Here is a 16,852-nt window from a genome sequence, read left to right as displayed (position 1 = left end):
ACGTAGGACCGCTAGCGTTTCGTCTGCCTCCCTGAATAGCTGTTGACGCTGTTCGTACCCTTCGCTACCCGGACCTAGATTAAAGCCTACTTTGGGCCGGTTGGGCTTTTTGGGCCGCTTTTGCTTCGGGGCCGGCGCTGGGGCCGTGCTGCTGGTGTGCTCGGCATCTGTGTACGACGGTGCCCCCGAAGCCTCGCAGAGTAAGTCTGACAGCTTGCGGGCCACGTTGGGTAACATCTGCCTTTGGGCGTCTGTGTAGTGTAGCTGCCTAGAGCTATTCAGCGCCACCGCTAGCAAGCGAAGCTCTGAGGGGTTGAACTGGTTGGTGGCGCGTGGCATAGTCTAGCTAGCTAAGGTGAACTAATCGGGCAAGGGCAGGGAGCCGACACTTTGAGGCTTCCGGCCCAACGAACAGCAGAACGGGGTAAATTCTATCTACCAACGGCGGGCTAGTTGTTGGGAAGCTAGCCTTGAATAGCGTGGCCTGTTGCTGGGGCCTGGGGTGCTGCTGCATAGCCTTAGCGGTTGTGGCCTGTTGCCAGGCGGGCGTTTTGGAAAAAGGGCTCTATCCGGCCTAGTTCAGCTAGAAAAGCCTCTGAATCTTGGCAGTGGCGCAACTTGGGGCCCTTGTTCGGCCATACTTCCGTTGTGGCGTACTCCACAAACTCCTCCCACGTAAAGCGGGTACCGTACGTATTGCCCAAACGGGCCCGGCTATCCTGAGCCACTTTGGAGTTCTTGTCAACCAGAAACGCGAAATGCTGGGGTAACTGAGCGAAGAGGCTAGACAGCAGAACGCCGTACGGTGCGGGGCTTAGCTCTATTTTCTTGAGGTCTCTCTGAGGCTCGCCTATGTTTTGAGGGCCGGCGTGCCGCTGCCAATTGGAAAGTTAAACATGATGCTGGGGGTTAGTGGTGAATTATTCTGTTGGTTGGTTCGGGCCCTGGGGCCTGGGGTTATCTGGTTTTGGTTGCCACCCGTCTATTTCTGGTAAACCCTCTGGGGACGTGTAGCCGGCAACGGCGCGGTCTGGATTAGCAAAGGCCGGGTCTATTAGCCCTAGCTCTCGCATCTTGAAGGCTAGAGCCGCAACCGTGAAGGCCGCTGAATCGACCTCTCCAGCGTCATCCGGTATCTGTTGGCTAAAGTTGACCGTTGCCAAGAGTTGAGCAATAGCCCCCGGTTTCAGGTACTGCTCTATGCTTTTGGCTGCTGCTGCTAGTTTGGTCTGGTAGCCCTCGATTCTGGTTAGCTGCTCTGGATTCAGGAGCCCCCAACTTCCGGCCTCTGATACCGTCCGGGCAATCAGTGAGCCGTTGTAGTGAATCTGATAGGCAGCCGCCTGCACTACCTTTTGCGCGGTCCCCAGCAGCAGAACGCTAAGGCTCTTTACCTGCTTCACTAGAGAGCTAAAAGGCACTTCCTTTTGGGGGTTTGTGCTGTCTAATGCTTGAGCAAAGGCTTCGTCTTTGCGTTGCTCTTCTAGGACCTGCTCTAGTAGTTGCTGGAATCCATGCCTGCGAGCGTGCTGGAACATGAGAGGGGGCTTCACGTTGGCCCTTATTGCCATATCGTGTAGCCTGTCTGAGTAGCCAAAGCCCGTAGGATAGTCTATGAAGGCATCAAAAAGTAACTTTTGCCGGCTCTTTTGACTCAATTTATTGAGGGACAATAGTTTATCGGGTTTGTCCTGGGGCTTATCCATGTTGGCGGGTTGTTCGGAGTGAAGTATTTTTGATGCTGGAGCTTCGGAGAGCTTCAAAATCAATTCATCAGATACTGGCCATTCATGCCCTTGCATATACCCGCTACTGTTAGCCAACCCATGATTGAGGCTGTACCCATGTACTTGCGGCCTTTGACTAGGTAGGTGTAGGTCTGTACATGACAGACTAGGGCGTGTCTCTCGTTGGTGTAGTACATCATATCCAGATGAGAAAAAAAGTAACTATTAGTCGAGGGAGAGAGAGGAACCAGAGGGGGCGGCGCGGGGTGCTGGTGCAGGTGCTGGAGAGATGGAAAGTCTCAAATCTGATAACCTTTTTACCCCCATAAGAGAGGTAAACCTAGTCTGGCATTCCGGCCCGGATTTCGTGCTCAAGTTGTGGTGTGTAGGGCGCGGGGTTATCGGTTGAAGCCCGGCCCTGCAATTCTTTGAAGAGGGCCTTTTTCCGATGGTAGGTAGCGCGGGGGGTATTGCGTTTCGCGTGCTCCCAAAAGTCGGGCTGTTGTCCGGCTATGAGTAGGGCGCTTTCGTCTATGCTGAGATTGTCCATCGTGGTGAGTTCTGGGGGTAAGTGTATCCGATGCCAGCTAGCTAGCAGGGCGTCGGCTAGTGCCGTGTACACGTCGGCTTGCATCAGGTTTTGGAGAGAAAGGGCACCTTGCCAGCCTAGCACTTGAGCGGCTTTCTGAGACTTGAGATATAGCACCTCAAAGCGTAGGCTGTTGCCTACTGGGGCCGGCTTTTTTCGCAATCGGTTGTAGGTGCCCGCGTCGTACACCTTCACCCGATACTGAGCATAGTTCGCCGTGTAGAGTAACGGGGCGGCTTGCCCGGCTGGGGGCTGTTTGCCATAGAACGGCGTCAGGAGCGGCCCGTAGCTAGCGCGGGCTACCTGGTTGAGGAACGAGGTCGGCGGGGCTGTTAGGGCCACGTTTACCCCCGTCTCTAGGACGTGTACCCGTAGCGCGTCTGGGGCTAGCAGTAGCGCGGCGGCTAGGGCCTCGCATGTGGCACGGGCCTCTGCGAACGGGAACGAGCATGAATTATGCCCGTAACGGAACGTGTGCAAGCTGCCTGCTACTGTGAGCCTGTCTGATGCCTCGTTGTAGCGTAGGACAAGCTTGCCAGTATCGTGCGGGCCGTAGTGGTGAACCAGTACACCGTTTTCTATTTCGCCCCCGTAGTCTGCCCACGCTGGGGCAAGCTCTAGCCAACGGGCAAGCTCTAGGCCCTGGGGCATTGGTGCGGAAAATAGAATACGGTCGTACACGGCCAATAGCAGCAGAAACAGCAGCATCAGTAAGAGCTTAGGCGTTGGCCTGGTTTTTCGGTTTCGGGCCCCGCTTTTTGCCCCCTATGCTGTATTGGTCGGTGCGCTTCAATGCGGCCTCTAGTTCCGACTGTTTGTAGAGCACCCGCGAGCCTACACGGTAGCCCGTAAATAGGCCCTTTGTTGTGCTGGTTCGCAACGTGGTTATTCCAATTTTAAGGAACTCGGCTGCCTGTTCGGCAGTCATATATTTAGCTTGCTCTGTCGGCTTTCTATTGCTTGCGGCTTGCTCTAATTCCTCGGCTATTGCTTCGCGGATTTGAGCCCTAAATTCTGTTAGGGTAAGCGGCAACATCATTACGGGTTCGCTTTGCATCGTTTCGGGGTTTTGGGTACGATTATATTCCCAAAACAACAAGGCTAAAAACGAGCAAACAAGCACCTAAAAAACAATTACATAATCAGTTGTAATTATTATTTTGATACAAAACAAAATATAATTTAACAAATAGGCTTTTCAAGTTCAATGGTGCATATATTATAAATAATAAATACACAAACGTAATTAAGTTAATAATCTTCTAAAAATACAAAAAGCCAACCCGCTACTAATTGCGGGTTGGCCTGGATATTTTGACTCTAAAGTTACTTTCAGCAGCTTTCTAGGCTACTCGCATTATCGGGGCAGCTTTAAAAAAATCATGTTGCAGCAGCGTTTCGGCGTTTTCCTCGGCACTGATACGCAAGTACGTTTGTAGGGTGGTTATTTTGGTGTGGCCAGTGAGCTGCATTAAGGCATAAAGGGGGACGCCTGACTTATAGGCGTTGGTTATGAAGCTACGGCGGGCCGTGTGCATGCTGACAAGCTCCCAACGCTCTTTTTTGATAGTATCCTTCCCTACCTTCACCTCTACAACATCGTTCCACCCGGCAAGCTGGGCAAGGTCTTTTAGGAGCCGGTTAGTACCTGCGTTGGTGTACTGTGGGGGCATACCGTCATACTTGTTCAATATGGCCTCGGCAATCGGGTGAAGCGGAATTTTCACAACCTTCCCGGTTTTCTCGGTTTGAACTTTCAGCACCTTACCGCCTGCCATTTCCACTACTTGAGCGGTGTTAACCCGGCTAACGTCTCCATGCCGCAAACCAGTGAAAGCGGATAGAATAAACGTATCCCTAACGTGCTCTAATGATAGTTTATCTACTTGTAGCGCGGCGAATAGCTCAAGGTCGGCTACGGGTAAATAAATGCTGTCAGCAGGTGCTTTATGAATTGCGAACCGTTTAGATAAATAATCTTCACTGTTATGCAATCTCCGCTCCCTCGCTTGGCTCATCCAAGTTTTTACCGTTTTAAAATGTTTTCCGATTGAATTTTCAGAAAGACTATCAGCAACTAGGAATTTTTTAAAATCATTATACCAATCGAGCGTAATTTCTTCAAATGAATATTGCCGACGTTTTTTCTGTTCGTAGGCACGTAGTTTCTTAATCGTAGTACGATACGCCAAAATAGTATTGGGCTTGCGGTCTGCTGTTACCTCGTTGCAAAATGCCTCGGCAAAGTCTGCGAGTGATTCAGACTTGCCGGCCCGCTTGCCGGTCTTTTCCTCTAGGGCATCTTTGAGGATTGCCGTAGTTACTTTTTTCCCGTCGTTAAGCAGTTGAAGATGACACTTCGCAACAGCTACGGCTAAGGTGTCGAGGTGTGCCTTCAAGTCCGCTTGCGTGGCTGGATACTTTTTGCCGACGTGGGGACGCTGGGCCTCGCTATCCCAAAGGGCCGGCTCTATGCTGTGGACAGTCGAGTATTTGAGCCGGCCGCCTGCGAAGTCAAAGACTAGATAGATAGCAGTCGAGGCCTTAGCCTGGGGGTCTCTGAGAATGAAACGAGCTTTATGCTTTGCCATGAGTGCGGGGGCTTGAGTTTTGGGGTTGAGAAAAAGCGGGGCCGGTATCGGGGCCGGGTTTATTGCACCTGGTTGTATTTACCCGGCCCCGCTTGCACTCAAATATACGCATACGGGCCAGAAAAGGCACTTTTAAATACAAGCAAATACAATGAAATATAACGGTTGTGGTCCTAGCGCGACCACACCAAAGCCCTCTGTCTGAAAGCAGAGGGCTTTTTTTGTGCGCATCATGCGGGCAACGCATCCTTTACCCAAAATGCGTCGTACAAGGCGGGCGTTTACCTCATTACCTCAACGGTACGCCTAGATTTATCTTCTACTAAACTGCCTACCCATGAACAAATACATGCTTTCCGCGCTGGCCCTCTCCTTTACCCTTAGTGCCGGCTCGGCCTTAGCCCAGGGTAAGATGACCAAGAAATCGGACGACGAAAAAACCAAGGTCACGACCGAAGACGGGATGATGACCAAAACCAAGGTAGCCGACGACGGCAAAACCAAGGTGAAGGGCAAATCGGCCAATGGAGTCAAGATGAAGGCCACCACCAAGCCCCGCGAAGGAGCCGACATGGCAGACATGAGCACGACCAAATCGGCCGGAGTAATGGTGGGTGGCGCTATGATGACACCTGACAAGGACATCGTGGACAATGCCGTTAACTCCTCTGACCACACCACGCTGGTAGCCGCCGTGAAGGCTGCCGACCTGGTAAACACGTTGAAGAGCGACGGCCCATTTACCGTATTTGCTCCTACCAATGCCGCTTTCGATAAGCTGCCGGCCGGCACCGTGAGCACGCTGGTGATGCCCGAAAACAAGACTAAGCTCACAACCATTCTTACCTACCACGTAGTGCCCGGCCGCCTGCTGGCCGCCGACCTAAAGGATGGCCAGACGCTGACCACTGTGCAGGGCGAGACCCTGATGGTGCACCGCACCGGCAACATGGTGATGCTGCACGATGCCAAAGGTGGTAAAGCCACCGTAACGGTAGCCGATGCGGTGTCGAAAAACGGCGTTACGCACGTTATCGATACGGTACTGATGCCCGCTAAATAAGGCTTTCGATAGCCCTGAAAATTGACAAAGCGCCCGGCCCTGTATAGGGTCGGGCGCTTTTTTGTGCGTTCCGGCAAGCACAATGCCCCTTTAAAAAAGCATCAGTGGCTGGCTGTTTGCGGGCGGAAAATCTTTGCCGATCTTTACAGACAGTTTAGCTTTCCACCCTTTTTACTGCTTGATGAAACACTTTTTCGCCTGGATGTTGACCGCCGTGCTGTGCGTGGGCCTGGGAACGGCCTCGGCCCAGACCATGCCTGCGGCCCCACCAACCAGCCTGCAGGGCCAGAGCCTGAAGGACTGGCTGCGCCAGAACTGGTACGACGGCAAGCGCGTAGAGCTGGACTACAGCACCGCCCGCGGTAAGATGTATAACTACGTAGACAACCAGAGCGGCCGCGTGGTATGCGTGTACTCGGGCTACACCGAAAATACGCCTCTCGATTCGAGCAATACCAGCACCGGCGTAGTGAAGCAGATAAACTGCGAGCATACCGTTCCACAGTCGTGGTTTGATGAGCGCGTACGCATGCGCACCGATATTCACCACCTGTTCCCGACATTCATTCAGTGGAATTCCGACCGTGGCTCTGATCCGTTTGCGGAAATCCCGGACAACCAGACCACCAAGTGGATGCGCGGTGCTACCAGCCAAGCAACCGTGCCCACCAGCAACATCGACGAGTTCAGCGAGGACACCAACTCCCGGTTCGAGCCCCGCGAAGACCACAAGGGCAACCTGGCGCGGGCTATCTTCTACTTCTACACCATGCACCAGGGCCAGCAGTTCGACCCGGGTAAGGACGTAATTACGCCGCGGCCGACCTGAACACGCTTTACCAGTGGCACCAGGCCGACCCGGTGGATGCCCGCGAGCGGGAGCGTAACCGCCGCGCTGCCAAAAGCCAGGGCAACTTCAACCCCTACATTGCCTACCCCGACCTGGTGGCCCGCGCCTGGGGATTCCAGGTGCTGCCGACCTTCGCGTTTGCTACCGCCACCGGCAGCATTGCTGAGGGCAATAGCGGCACCAGCACCTACACGACCAGCGTTACCATCAGCCCCGCTCCTACTGCCCCGCTTACGGTGCAGCTAAGCCTGGTTGCCACAACCTCAACGGCCACCAACGGCCAGGATTTCGTCTTCACCACGCCCCAGACCCTGACTTTCACCGCCGGCCAGACCACCCAGCCAGTTACGGTAATCGTGAATGGCGACCTGACGCCTGAAGCCGATGAAACCGTGGTGCTGGCCCTGACCAACCCTTCGGCCGGCGCAGCCGTGGGCGGCCCGGCTCAGCACGAGCTGCTCATCCTCAATGATGACGGCGCGGCTCCGACCATTCAGTTTGCAGCCGCCAAAGGCAGCCTGACGGAAGGCAACGACAACACCACTACCTACACCGTGAACGTGACGCTGACCGGCACGGCCCCCACGGCTGCCATAACGGTGCCGGTAACCGTACAGGCAGCGGGTACTACCGCCACTACGCCCGCCGACTATACCCTGACTACGACCAGCCTTACCTTTGTGGCCGGCCAGGTAAACCAGACCCAGACCGTAACCCTGACGGTAGCAGGCGACCTGCTGCCCGAGCCCAACGAAACCGTACTGCTTGCCCTGGGCACGCCCACCACGGGCGGCGCGGTGCTGGGGGCCATCCGGACTCACGAGCTGACGATCCTCAACGACGATGTAGCCCTGCCGGCCGCGCCCTGCGCTACGCTGTTCTTCTCGGAGTACATTGAGGCGAAGGTTGGCAATACCAAGGCTGTAGAAATCTATAACCCTTCGAATGCCACCATCGACCTGGAGGGCATTACGGTGAGCCTGTTCGCCAACGGCAAAACCACCCCTACCGCTACGGCCGAGCTGACCGGAAGCATTGCGCCCGGCGACGTGTACGTTATTGCCAATTCCGGCGTAGCCTCGCCCATCGTAAAAGCCCAAACCGATCTGGAGTCGAACATTGGCTTCTTCAATGGCGATGATGCGCTGCTGCTGATGGATGGCACCGACACGCTCGACATTATCGGCGTTATCGGGCAGCAGCCGGCCGGTGGCTGGCAGCTGACCGGCGGCGGCTCTACCACCGATGCCACGCTGGTGCGCAAGGCGACCGTGAACCGGGGCCAGAAGCGCTGGACCAATGCCCTGACCGAATGGACGCCGGTGGGTGCCGATGTGTACGACAACATCGGGCGCCATACCAGCAACTGCGTAACCATTACGAGCACCACCGGCGCGGCCCGTTTGGGCGAAGGCCTGGAGGTGTTCCCGAACCCGGCCACCGGCCGCCTGCAGGTACGCCTGCCGCAGCTGCAAGGCCGGCAGGCGGCTGGTATCAGCCTTTACAATATGCTGGGCCAGCAGGTACTCAGCCGCAGCCAGCTGCTGTCGGCTGCCGAGGTAGCCACGCTCGATGTGCAGCCGCTGGCTGAAGGCCTGTACCTGCTGCGCGTAACCGCCGATGGCGTAACCTATACCAGCCGCGTGGAAGTACGCCGGTAAAAGGGCCCGCCATTCCGGCAAGCAAAAAGCCCCTGATGTCGATACCGATGTCAGGGGCTTTTTGCTTGCCGAAGGAGCTGATGGAGCCCGTTTCTAGCCGGCCTCCGTCAGGTCCTGGTAGTCGGGGTGCTGGGCAACGTAGCCAGCCATGAAGGAGCAGGTAGTGCGCACTTTCAGTTTTTTTTCGCGGGCGTAGGCCAGGCCGGCTTTGGCCAGCTCATCGCCAATACCTTGGCCGCGCAGCCCCTCTTCAACAAAAGTGTGGGTGAAGTCGATAACGCCTTCGGCGGGGAGGCTGTAGGATAGTTCGGCCGAGTGGCCATCCTGAGAGACGGTAAATTCCTGGTTTTCGGGCTTGTGCTGAATTGGGAGAGACATAGAAGAAACAAAAGGAGGAAAGAATAGGGAGCAGCACCGGCGCAAGCACAACCGGACACCGCCATTTCCTGAAAGTTTACGTATGAATAGCAACGGTGGCCATCCGCGCCTCCGATTCCTGCTTATTCTCCCCTACTCTTTCTCTCTAATATGTCGACCACCCCACTCAATCCCACCAACCCTTCCCACGACCCTGCCAAAGCCAACCATGACACGCCCAAATATGGCGAATTCGGCCACCCCGATGCCTCCAACCAGTCGGTTAGCGAGGGTGAAAGCGTAACCAAGGGCGGCGAGTCGGCTCCTTCGGTGGCCTTTGCCGAGCAGCGCGGCAGTGCGCCGCAGAACCTCGACCCATCCGCCGTGCGCCAGGCCGAAGATGCTGAGTATGGTGAACAGCGCGAGGGCTGGGCCAAAGACGACCCACGCTACGGCGGCGGCACCCGCAACTGGCCCACCGCCGAGCCCGCCAACCGCACCGAAGCTCCCGCTTCCGACGCGGCCGAGGAAAGCAACCCCAATGTGGGCACCAACGACAACCCCGACGAGTTCAGCGCCTTCCGCGCCGACAATGGCCGCGGGATTCCCGGCTCGGGCAAGGAGAACGAAATGCCCAACAACGATTAAGCGCGCCGCGTCTTTTTCCTCACTTCTGACTGACCCTTCTGATGAGCAACAATAAAAAAAACGAAGCGAACGATAAGCTGAACCAGGACCCCGCTGCTGCCCTCGACGCCAAGAATTCCAACCTGACAGAGGAGCAACGCAAGCACCGCGAGGAGCTGTACAGCTATAAAAAAGACGAAGAAGGTACACTCGATACGAGCAGCCAGCTCGAAGACGCCATGTCGGGTACACCCAGCGGCGCCACCACCGGCCCCGACCCCGATACCGAGTCAACCACCGATGAGTTGCGGATAACCGGATTCAACAACCCGATTAACGATAACAACCGCTAAGTCCGCCGAACGAGCTGCCCGGAGTCTCCTTTCAGGCCATTCGTTCATCGAGCCTTTTTAAGCCCCTTTACCCTCGCGGTAAAGGGGCTTTTTGGTGGCTTACGGCAGAATTTTAGTATTGATTTTATTGCGAAACCTAGCCAACCGGCGCATTACGCCCATTTACCATTTCACGGCCAGCCCAGCATACCAGTTGCGGGCGGGAGCCGGCTGGAAGTAGCGGCCGCCGAACCCGTTGAGGTCGTTACCCAACGAATAGCGGCGGTTGCCCAGGTTCTCGCCGCCGCCGAACACGTCGAGGCGTACCGGGCCGAGGCGGCCGCGCCAGCCGCCCCGCGAGCCGAAGGTCCAGTAGCCGGCGGCGTAGGCCGTGTTGGCATCGTTGAGCGGCAGGCGGGCCTGGTGGTTGACGGTGGGGCTGAGGTAGAAGCCGAGCCGCTGGCTGAAATCGAGGCCGGCCGTGAGCGTGTGGGGCGCGGTGCCGGTGAGGCGGTTGCCGCTGAAATCCTTCCCCCCGGTTTCGTAGCTGCCGAAGCGGTAGTGATTGTAGGCGTAGCTCACGAAGGCCCGTAAGCCGGTGGGCAACCCGGCTACCCTATCATCAGCACCACCCGATAAGTCTGCAGCTGGCGGCTTGGAGCTTGAAGCCCCCGATTGCCAGAGCCAGCCGCTAACGGCCGCCTCGGCTCCGCGCTGGCGAGTGGTACCGGCATTGAGGAATAGTTGAGTGCCCAGATCGGTGGTGCGGGTGGTGATGGTCTGGTGCTGGCGCTGGTCGTAAAGGGCCACATCGTAGCGCAGCCGCTGACTCCAGAACTGGCCGCGCGCACCCAGCTCGAAGCTGGTGGCCCGTTCGGCCTGCAGGGCCCGGTTAATGGAGCCATCGGAAGGCCTGATTTCCTCCTCCGTGGGCGGCGAAAAGCCTGTGCTCACGCTGCCGTACACCGACAGGCCCGGCCCGAACTCACGCAGCAATGCCACCCGCGGCGACACTTGAGGCCGGAAGTCGCGGCTCAGCTCGTAGCCGGTGGGGTTGGTTGCGGCATCCGAAAGGCGGCTGATCCGGTAGCGCAGGCGGTTGTAGCTGGCCCCTACCGTGAGCAGCAGCTCGGCGGGCAGCTCGTAATCGGCCTGGGCGAAGGCAAAGCCGGTGAGACTGCGGATTTCGTCGTCGTAGCGCAGCGGGCCGGGCTGGCCGGCGCGGTTCTGGTAGCTGCGGGCACTCTTGAAACCCGTCTGGACCTCGGCGCCGGCCTGCAGGCGCAGGGTGCGGCCGGCTAGGGCGGTGCGGTAGCTGAGCACCGTGCGCCCGCCCCCGCCCAGCAGCGTGTTGCGCTCAAAATCTATCAGGTAGGGCGTGTTGATGCGGCTGCCGCTCAGGTACAGCGCCGAGCGCAGCGTGAGCCGCTCCGTGAACCGGGCTTCGTGGTTGGCCCCGAGCAGGCCGGTGCGCGAGCGTAGTAGGTGCGCTGGGCCACGGTGCCGGGCGCCGTGACCGTACCCGGCCGGGCCTGGCGCGGGTCGGCCTCGAACTGCGCCCGCGTCAGGCCGCCGGGCAGCTGGTAGTCGATGTCGGCGTAGAGTGCGTGCAGGCTCACGGCCTGGCGCTCGGTGGGCTGCCACTCGCCGTCGAGCGCGAGCACGTCGCGGCGCAGGGCGCTTTGCTGGCGGTAGCCGTCGAGGGTCTGGCGGGCGTAGGCGGCGTGCAGGTAACCGGTGGCAGTGGCCGTTTCGACGGCCGCCGTGGTGCGCCGCAGCCCGTAGCTGCCCGCCGTGAAGCCCGCCGAAACGTGCGTGCCGGGCGTGGTGGGGCGACGGCCGGTCAGGAGGATGGCCCCGCCGGTTCCGGCCCCATACACGCTGGCGGCCGGGCCCTTAATCACTTCCAGCCCGCCCAGCAGACTGGGGTCGAGCAGGTTGAGGGGCGTGCTGCCGCTGGCTTCGGTGAACGGCAGGCCCTGGTAATACACCTTCACGTTGCGCACCCCAAAAGGCGAGCGGAGCGTGCTGCCGCGCACGCTCAGGCGGTAGCTGGCCGTAGCCCGCTCTTCCAGCCGCACCCCCGGCAGCGTGTTCACGGCCTGGGTCAGGGCGTTGTCAGGAAACCGCTCGAAATCGGCCCGGTCGAGGGTGCCTACGGCGGCGGCCACCCAGCGCAGCGGCAGCTGCTGGCCGTAACCGGCCACGGTAGCCTCGGGCAGGGCTACGGCGCGGGTAGTGTCGGGCGGGGCAGTGGTTTGGGCGAAGGCAGTAGCGGGCAGCAGCCACAGCGGCGCGGCGAAGCGGTAAGACATGGGTGCGGAGGAATAGGCAGTTGCCCCTGCTAACCGTAAAACCAGCTACCGGGTTGAGTTCAGGCGAAATCTATGTTGCAGACTGTTTATCTTCCGCGGGTTACTGCTACACTTTATCCCCGCCTTCTATGCTTCCTCTCACCCTGCCCCGCCGCCACCGCCGCCGCCTGCTGCTACCGCCCGGCTTGCCGGCGCTGGCGTGGCTGCTGTGGTTGGGCTGCGTGGCTGTGCCGCAGGTGCGGGGGGTGCGGCCGCAACACGTAATGGAAGTCAATTTTCCGCCGCTTCACAAAAATCTTTGGAGCTATTCCGTCGATGCTTCCTTACAGGAAATTGCAGCCTTCCGCCCTTGGCAAACCTTGGCGGTAACAGGCAACCTGTTTGAAGACTACTTTGCCTTGCGTAACGCCCAAGCCGTTTTTCGTCACTTGGAAGCCGACCCCAACCACAACCGGGGCCTACAAGTACGAATTGGTCAGCATGCTAGCTATTCCAGCCTGATTCAGCTGCTGGACTGGTGCAATGTGTACAATATGAAGCAGTATTGGATTGACATCCAACATGAGCCTTACGCTCTGTATGTATTCACTTCCAAGCCTGAGCAGACAGATAAAAAGTTTCCTGATTTATATAATCTGGTAATGTGCGACAGCATAGTAGAGTATGGTAGTGAGCACAACCCCACGTCTTGGCTAGGAAGTGAGTTAGTTCAACTATGGACCCACGACTGGCGCAACTCCGTGCTGCTTCTGCTGCTCATCGGTGCCGCGTCCGCCTACCGGCTCGGGCGGGGCTGGTGGGCTCGTTGAGTTGGCTGACATAACGATAAACCGAACAAAAGCTGTAAGCTAATAGCTCCAAATAATGCTCTCCCCTGACCTGCGCCGTGCGCTGCTGGCCCTGCCGACTAAAGAGAAAGACCAGCTGCTCACGAAACTGGTGGCCAAAGATGCCGTGCTGCTGGAGCAGCTGGCGTTTCGGCTGCTGGAGGGCGACGACGCGCTGGAAACCCGCCGTCAAGCGCTGCAGCAGCAGGTAGATGACCCGGTGCGCGGCTTCCACCAGACACCCAACGACCTGCTTCATATCGTGCGGCAGCTGCAGCAGCGGCTGGCCTACCACGCCAAAATAACGGCCGACACCCACGGCGAAATTGAGCTGACGCTGCGGCTGCTGACCAACGTGCTGCGCCAGCAGCCCGAAGCCACGGCCCGCCTGCACGGCCCCACCCAGCCGCTGCTCCAGCACCTCACGCGCCGCACCCACGACGTGCTCAAATCCATCGACAAGCTGCACGAAGACTACCGCATTGAATACGCCCCCGCCGTAAATGAACTGCTGAGGATGCTTTACACTTCGGCCGCCGCCCCGCTGGCGCGCGAGCTGGACCTGCCGGCTGTCTGGGGCAATGCCTGAAAGTAACCCGGACGAAAAACCGCCGTTTCTTTAGCGGCGGCCTGCTCATTCGTCCGGCCCCAATTCACCTCCTACAACCCTGGCAATGGCTACTGTTCCCGACCCCGACCATATCCGCGTTCCGGCTTACCTGAGCGCCGCCGACCTGCAGCGGGCCCTTGATGAGCTGGATGATAAAATCCAGACCCTGCATCGGCGGGCCCACGCCACCGTGGCCGGCTCTACTGCTACTTATCAGCAGCACGCCGAGGCCCTAGAGTCCAAGTGCGCCCGCCTGCTCGAGAAGCTCGGTCAGGCCACGGCCGACTCGCCCACCGATGAGGCTGCCGCCCCGGCTGGTTCCGAAACGGGCGTGTGGGAGGAAATCCGGCGTGGCGTGGAGAACCTGCGGCAGGATTTGCGCGAACTGCTGTAAAAACGCCGTTGCCATTCGGGCGGCCCGGCCCGCCATTCGGCGGGCCGATTGACCGTTCGCGGAAAAGTAGTTTTATAGGCGCCGGGGGAGCAGTAGGTTTGAATCATCTACTCCAACCCCCTACCCCTTCGCCGTATGAAACTGACTGCCACCCTCCGCCCCTTCGCTGCCGCCGCCCTGTTGCTAGCCACCACCTCGCTGCCCGCCGCCGCCACCGCCGCTCCGGCTTCAGCCCCCACTACTACCGCCGTAGCCGATAATCCGGCCGCGCATCCTAACTTCTCGGTGCGGGTAGTGGGCAAGGGCGCGCCCATGGTGCTGATTCCGGGCCTGACCTGCCCCGGCGCGGTCTGGGACGAGACGGTGGCCCGCTACCAGAAGCAGTACCAGTGCCACATCGTCAGCCTGGCCGGTTTTGGCGGCGCGGCGGCCCCGGCCAGCACCGATTCGCTGCTGCGCAACGTGCGCGACCAGCTGCTGACCTACATCCAGACCCAGAAGTTGAGCAAGCCCGTAGTGGTGGGCCACAGCCTGGGCGGCTTCATGGCCCTGTGGCTGAGCACTACCCGCCCAGAAGCCGTAGGGCCACTGGTTATCGTGGATTCGCTGCCGTTTCTGGCCGCCATGCTGAACCCCGACATGACCGTGGCTATGGCCCGGCCGATGGCCGCTAATATGCGCCAGCAAATGACTGGCAAAATGCCCGTCGCCATGGCCCGCCAGATGTCGGCCACGATGATGACTGACACCGCCCGCATCAGCCAGGCCATGTACGACCTCTACACCACCGATTTGCGCGCCGAGCTGGGCCGCATTAGGCAGCCGGTGCTGGTGCTCGGGGCCTGGGCCGCCTACAAAGACTATGGCTCGACCAAGGAGAGCACCAAGGCCATTTTCGAGCGGCAGTATGCCGCCCTGCCCGGCCACCGCGTGGAGATGTCGGAGGCCGGCCGCCACTTCCTGATGTACGACGATACGGCCTGGTTTTTCCAACAGACTGACGCCTTCCTGAAGCAGTCGGCGGCGGCCCGCAAGTAGTGGTTATCTTGCCCCGGCGATTTCCTCTTACACTTATAAAACGCAGCTGATGGTAACTGCACAGGACTTTTCGGCCTTGAAGCTGGAGCTATCGGTCCGGGCGAAAAACGGGCTCGACTTCATCGGGGCCGCCTGCATCGTCTGGGCCGGTATTGCCTTCATCTGGACGCTACCTTATTCGCCGGCCCGGCTGGGCTTCATCACGTTTTTTGTGGCGGCGCTGGTGCTGCCGCTGGCCGGGCTGCTGTCGAAGGTATTGAGCACCACTTGGGTGCTGCCGCACAACCCGCTACAGCCGCTGGGGCTGTGGCTGAACTTCGCGCAGCTGTTCTATTTCCCCATTCTGCTGTTCGTGTTCAGCCGCTATCCGCAGCACTTCATCATGGTGTACGGCATCATCACCGGGGCCCATTTCTTCCCCTACGCCTGGTTCTACGACACCAAAGCCTACGCCTTTATGGCCGGGTTTATTGCAATAGGCTGCGCCGCGCTGGGCCTATGGATAAACAACCCAGCCGAGCTGTACCTGATTCCGCTGTTTCTGGTGGGGGCACTGCTGCTGCTGGCCGGCCTGCTTTTCGTTTCGTACCGCCGCCACCGGCAACTGTACGTGGCCACGGCTGGCCCCACCGTCGTTCCGGCCCTCACCTGATGCTTGGCTCCCTACTATCTGCCTACGCTGCCGTGCCAGCCCCCACCCGCTCCTACTGGTACTGCCAGGCCGTGGGCTGGACGCTTTACGCCGCGTTCAACGTGGTGGTCTTCTCCATTTTGAGCCGATTTTCGGTCGATATATTTCCCATCAGCCTGACCATTGCGCTGACGCTGCTGGGCCTGACCCACGCGCTACGCTACCACATCAGGGCCCGAGGCTGGGAGCAGCTGGCGCCGCTGCCGCTGCTGGGGCGGCTACTGGTGGCCAACCTGCTGCTGGCGGTGCTGAGCCAGGTTATCATCTGGGCGCTGATTTACTGGGTCGTGCGCCCGGCTCCCAACGGGCAGCCCTACGGCTGGGGGCAGTTTATCGGCTACGCGTTCAACATTAATCTGCTACTCTGGCTCTGGGAAGGCTTTTATTTCGGCTGGCATTACCTGAGCCGCTCGCGACAGGCCGAGGTGGATAAGTGGCGGCTGACGGCCGCCGTGCGCGAGGCCGAAATGCGCACGCTCAAGGCCCAGATAAATCCGCACTTCATGTTCAACGGCCTCAATAATATCCGGGCCCTGGTGATGGAGGACCCGGCCCGCGCCCGCGCCATGATTACGCACCTCTCCGATTTGCTGCGCTACTCCATTCAGCTCAACAGCACCGAGCAGGTGCCGCTGGCCCGCGAGCTGGAAATTGTGGAGCACTACCTGCAGCTCGAAGCCGTCCAGCTCGAAGAACGCCTGCGCTACTCGCTCGACGTGGACCCGGCCGCACTAACAGCCCTTATCCCGCCCATGACAGTGCAGCTGCTAATCGAAAACGCCATCAAGCACGGCCTCGCGCCCCGTCCCGAAGGCGGCACCATCCAGCTCACGGCCCAGCTCAACGACTCCAATACGCTGCACCTGCGCGTGCGCAACACCGGCCGCTTCGCCCCCATACCCGGCCACGAGGGCGTGGGCCTGCGCAATGCCCGCGAGCGACTGGCGCTGCTCTTCGGCCCCGCCGCCCACCTGCACCTGGCCAACGACCCGCACTGCCCCAACACCGTAGTGGCCCATTTGCAGCTGCCAGTGCAAAGTATAGTTGACAAAACAACGGTCATGCTGAGCATGTGGCGAATTGAGCCAGGGTGCGGAGCCGTAGCCGAAGCATCTCTACCGCTCCAGTGACCAGTCATCAGGATTATCATTGCAGTAGAGATACTTCGGCTACGGCTCCG

The 16,852-nt window shown here is 59.1% G+C and carries 18 protein-coding genes; 11 read left to right on the top strand and 7 right to left on the bottom strand.

Annotation, left to right across the window (positions count from 1 at the left end; genetic code table 11):
* Positions 1–920 precede the first annotated feature (920 nt).
* From D0N36_RS06855 to D0N36_RS06840, 4 genes are all read right to left on the bottom strand, one after another.
* Positions 921–1,802 (bottom strand): hypothetical protein, encoded by an 882-nt coding sequence (locus D0N36_RS06855; RefSeq protein WP_147320777.1) that lies wholly within the window; start codon positions 1,800–1,802, stop codon positions 921–923.
* A 265-nt stretch (positions 1,803–2,067) separates the two neighbouring features.
* On the bottom strand, positions 2,068–3,024 hold the full coding sequence (locus D0N36_RS06850; RefSeq protein ID WP_116940655.1) for a hypothetical protein: 957 nt from the start codon (positions 3,022–3,024) through the stop codon (positions 2,068–2,070).
* A gap of 10 nt (positions 3,025–3,034) precedes the next feature.
* Positions 3,035–3,373 (bottom strand): helix-turn-helix domain-containing protein, encoded by a 339-nt coding sequence (locus tag D0N36_RS06845; RefSeq protein ID WP_147320776.1) that lies wholly within the window; start codon positions 3,371–3,373, stop codon positions 3,035–3,037.
* A gap of 286 nt (positions 3,374–3,659) precedes the next feature.
* Positions 3,660–4,907, bottom strand: a complete 1,248-nt coding sequence (locus D0N36_RS06840) for a site-specific integrase (RefSeq protein ID WP_116940653.1) — start codon at positions 4,905–4,907, stop codon at positions 3,660–3,662.
* A 571-nt stretch (positions 4,908–5,478) separates the two neighbouring features.
* On the opposite strand from D0N36_RS06840, the gene D0N36_RS06835 reads away from it, so the two are divergent.
* From D0N36_RS06835 to D0N36_RS19915, 3 genes are all read left to right on the top strand, one after another.
* A complete protein-coding gene (locus D0N36_RS06835) occupies positions 5,479–5,970 on the top strand; it encodes a fasciclin domain-containing protein (protein WP_242478826.1) in 492 nt (163 codons plus the stop codon).
* A gap of 181 nt (positions 5,971–6,151) precedes the next feature.
* Positions 6,152–6,799 carry an endonuclease gene (locus D0N36_RS19920; RefSeq protein ID WP_116940652.1) on the top strand — a complete coding sequence of 216 codons (648 nt, stop codon included), beginning with the start codon at positions 6,152–6,154 and terminating at the stop codon, positions 6,797–6,799.
* 32 nt (positions 6,800–6,831) lie between these two features.
* Positions 6,832–8,481 carry a Calx-beta domain-containing protein gene (locus tag D0N36_RS19915; protein ID WP_116940651.1) on the top strand — a complete coding sequence of 550 codons (1,650 nt, stop codon included), beginning with the start codon at positions 6,832–6,834 and terminating at the stop codon, positions 8,479–8,481.
* Between the two features lie 93 nt (positions 8,482–8,574).
* Here D0N36_RS19915 and D0N36_RS06820 read toward each other — a convergent pair whose 3' ends face one another.
* A complete protein-coding gene (locus tag D0N36_RS06820; RefSeq protein WP_116940650.1) occupies positions 8,575–8,859 on the bottom strand; it encodes a GNAT family N-acetyltransferase in 285 nt (94 codons plus the stop codon).
* Between the two features lie 150 nt (positions 8,860–9,009).
* On the opposite strand from D0N36_RS06820, the gene D0N36_RS06815 reads away from it, so the two are divergent.
* Both D0N36_RS06815 and D0N36_RS06810 read left to right on the top strand, forming a co-directional pair.
* A complete protein-coding gene (locus D0N36_RS06815; RefSeq protein WP_116940649.1) occupies positions 9,010–9,486 on the top strand; it encodes a hypothetical protein in 477 nt (158 codons plus the stop codon).
* Between the two features lie 41 nt (positions 9,487–9,527).
* On the top strand, positions 9,528–9,818 hold the full coding sequence (locus D0N36_RS06810) for a hypothetical protein (RefSeq protein ID WP_116940648.1): 291 nt from the start codon (positions 9,528–9,530) through the stop codon (positions 9,816–9,818).
* Between the two features lie 162 nt (positions 9,819–9,980).
* Here the strand turns inward: D0N36_RS06810 and D0N36_RS20240 are convergent, their stop codons facing one another.
* Together D0N36_RS20240 and D0N36_RS06805 are read right to left on the bottom strand one after the other, a co-directional pair.
* Positions 9,981–11,261: a TonB-dependent receptor domain-containing protein gene (locus D0N36_RS20240; protein ID WP_410504153.1), complete on the bottom strand. Its 1,281-nt coding sequence runs from the start codon at positions 11,259–11,261 to the stop codon at positions 9,981–9,983.
* Complete coding sequence (locus D0N36_RS06805; RefSeq protein ID WP_116940646.1) at positions 11,195–12,112, bottom strand: TonB-dependent receptor; 918 nt, start codon at positions 12,110–12,112, stop codon at positions 11,195–11,197. The genes D0N36_RS20240 and D0N36_RS06805 overlap by 67 nt, the downstream gene beginning before the upstream one ends.
* 128 nt (positions 12,113–12,240) lie before the next feature.
* Between D0N36_RS06805 and D0N36_RS06800 the strand changes: the two genes are divergently transcribed.
* The 6 genes from D0N36_RS06800 to D0N36_RS06775 all read left to right on the top strand — a co-directional run bounded on the left by D0N36_RS06800 (position 12,241) and on the right by D0N36_RS06775 (position 16,802).
* Positions 12,241–12,921, top strand: a complete 681-nt coding sequence (locus tag D0N36_RS06800) for a hypothetical protein (protein ID WP_116940645.1) — start codon at positions 12,241–12,243, stop codon at positions 12,919–12,921.
* Positions 12,922–12,976: 55 nt separating this feature from the next.
* Complete coding sequence (locus D0N36_RS06795) at positions 12,977–13,528, top strand: hypothetical protein (RefSeq protein ID WP_116940644.1); 552 nt, start codon at positions 12,977–12,979, stop codon at positions 13,526–13,528.
* An 85-nt stretch (positions 13,529–13,613) separates the two neighbouring features.
* Positions 13,614–13,943, top strand: a complete 330-nt coding sequence (locus D0N36_RS06790; RefSeq protein ID WP_116940643.1) for a hypothetical protein — start codon at positions 13,614–13,616, stop codon at positions 13,941–13,943.
* Positions 13,944–14,078: 135 nt separating this feature from the next.
* Positions 14,079–14,981, top strand: coding sequence for an alpha/beta fold hydrolase (locus D0N36_RS06785; RefSeq protein ID WP_116940642.1), 903 nt, complete (start codon positions 14,079–14,081; stop codon positions 14,979–14,981).
* 49 nt (positions 14,982–15,030) lie between these two features.
* Entirely contained in the window at positions 15,031–15,633 is a 603-nt protein-coding gene (locus D0N36_RS06780) for a DUF7010 family protein (RefSeq protein ID WP_116940641.1), read from the top strand.
* Positions 15,633–16,802: a sensor histidine kinase gene (locus D0N36_RS06775; protein WP_147320775.1), complete on the top strand. Its 1,170-nt coding sequence runs from the start codon at positions 15,633–15,635 to the stop codon at positions 16,800–16,802. The genes D0N36_RS06780 and D0N36_RS06775 overlap by 1 nt, the downstream gene beginning before the upstream one ends.
* Positions 16,803–16,852: the final 50 nt, after the last annotated feature.

Origin of the sequence: Hymenobacter lapidiphilus, assembly GCF_003417065.2 — a bacterium.
Classification (GTDB): Bacteria; Bacteroidota; Bacteroidia; order Cytophagales; family Hymenobacteraceae; genus Hymenobacter.
This window is presented reverse-complemented; position numbering and strand designations above follow the sequence as displayed.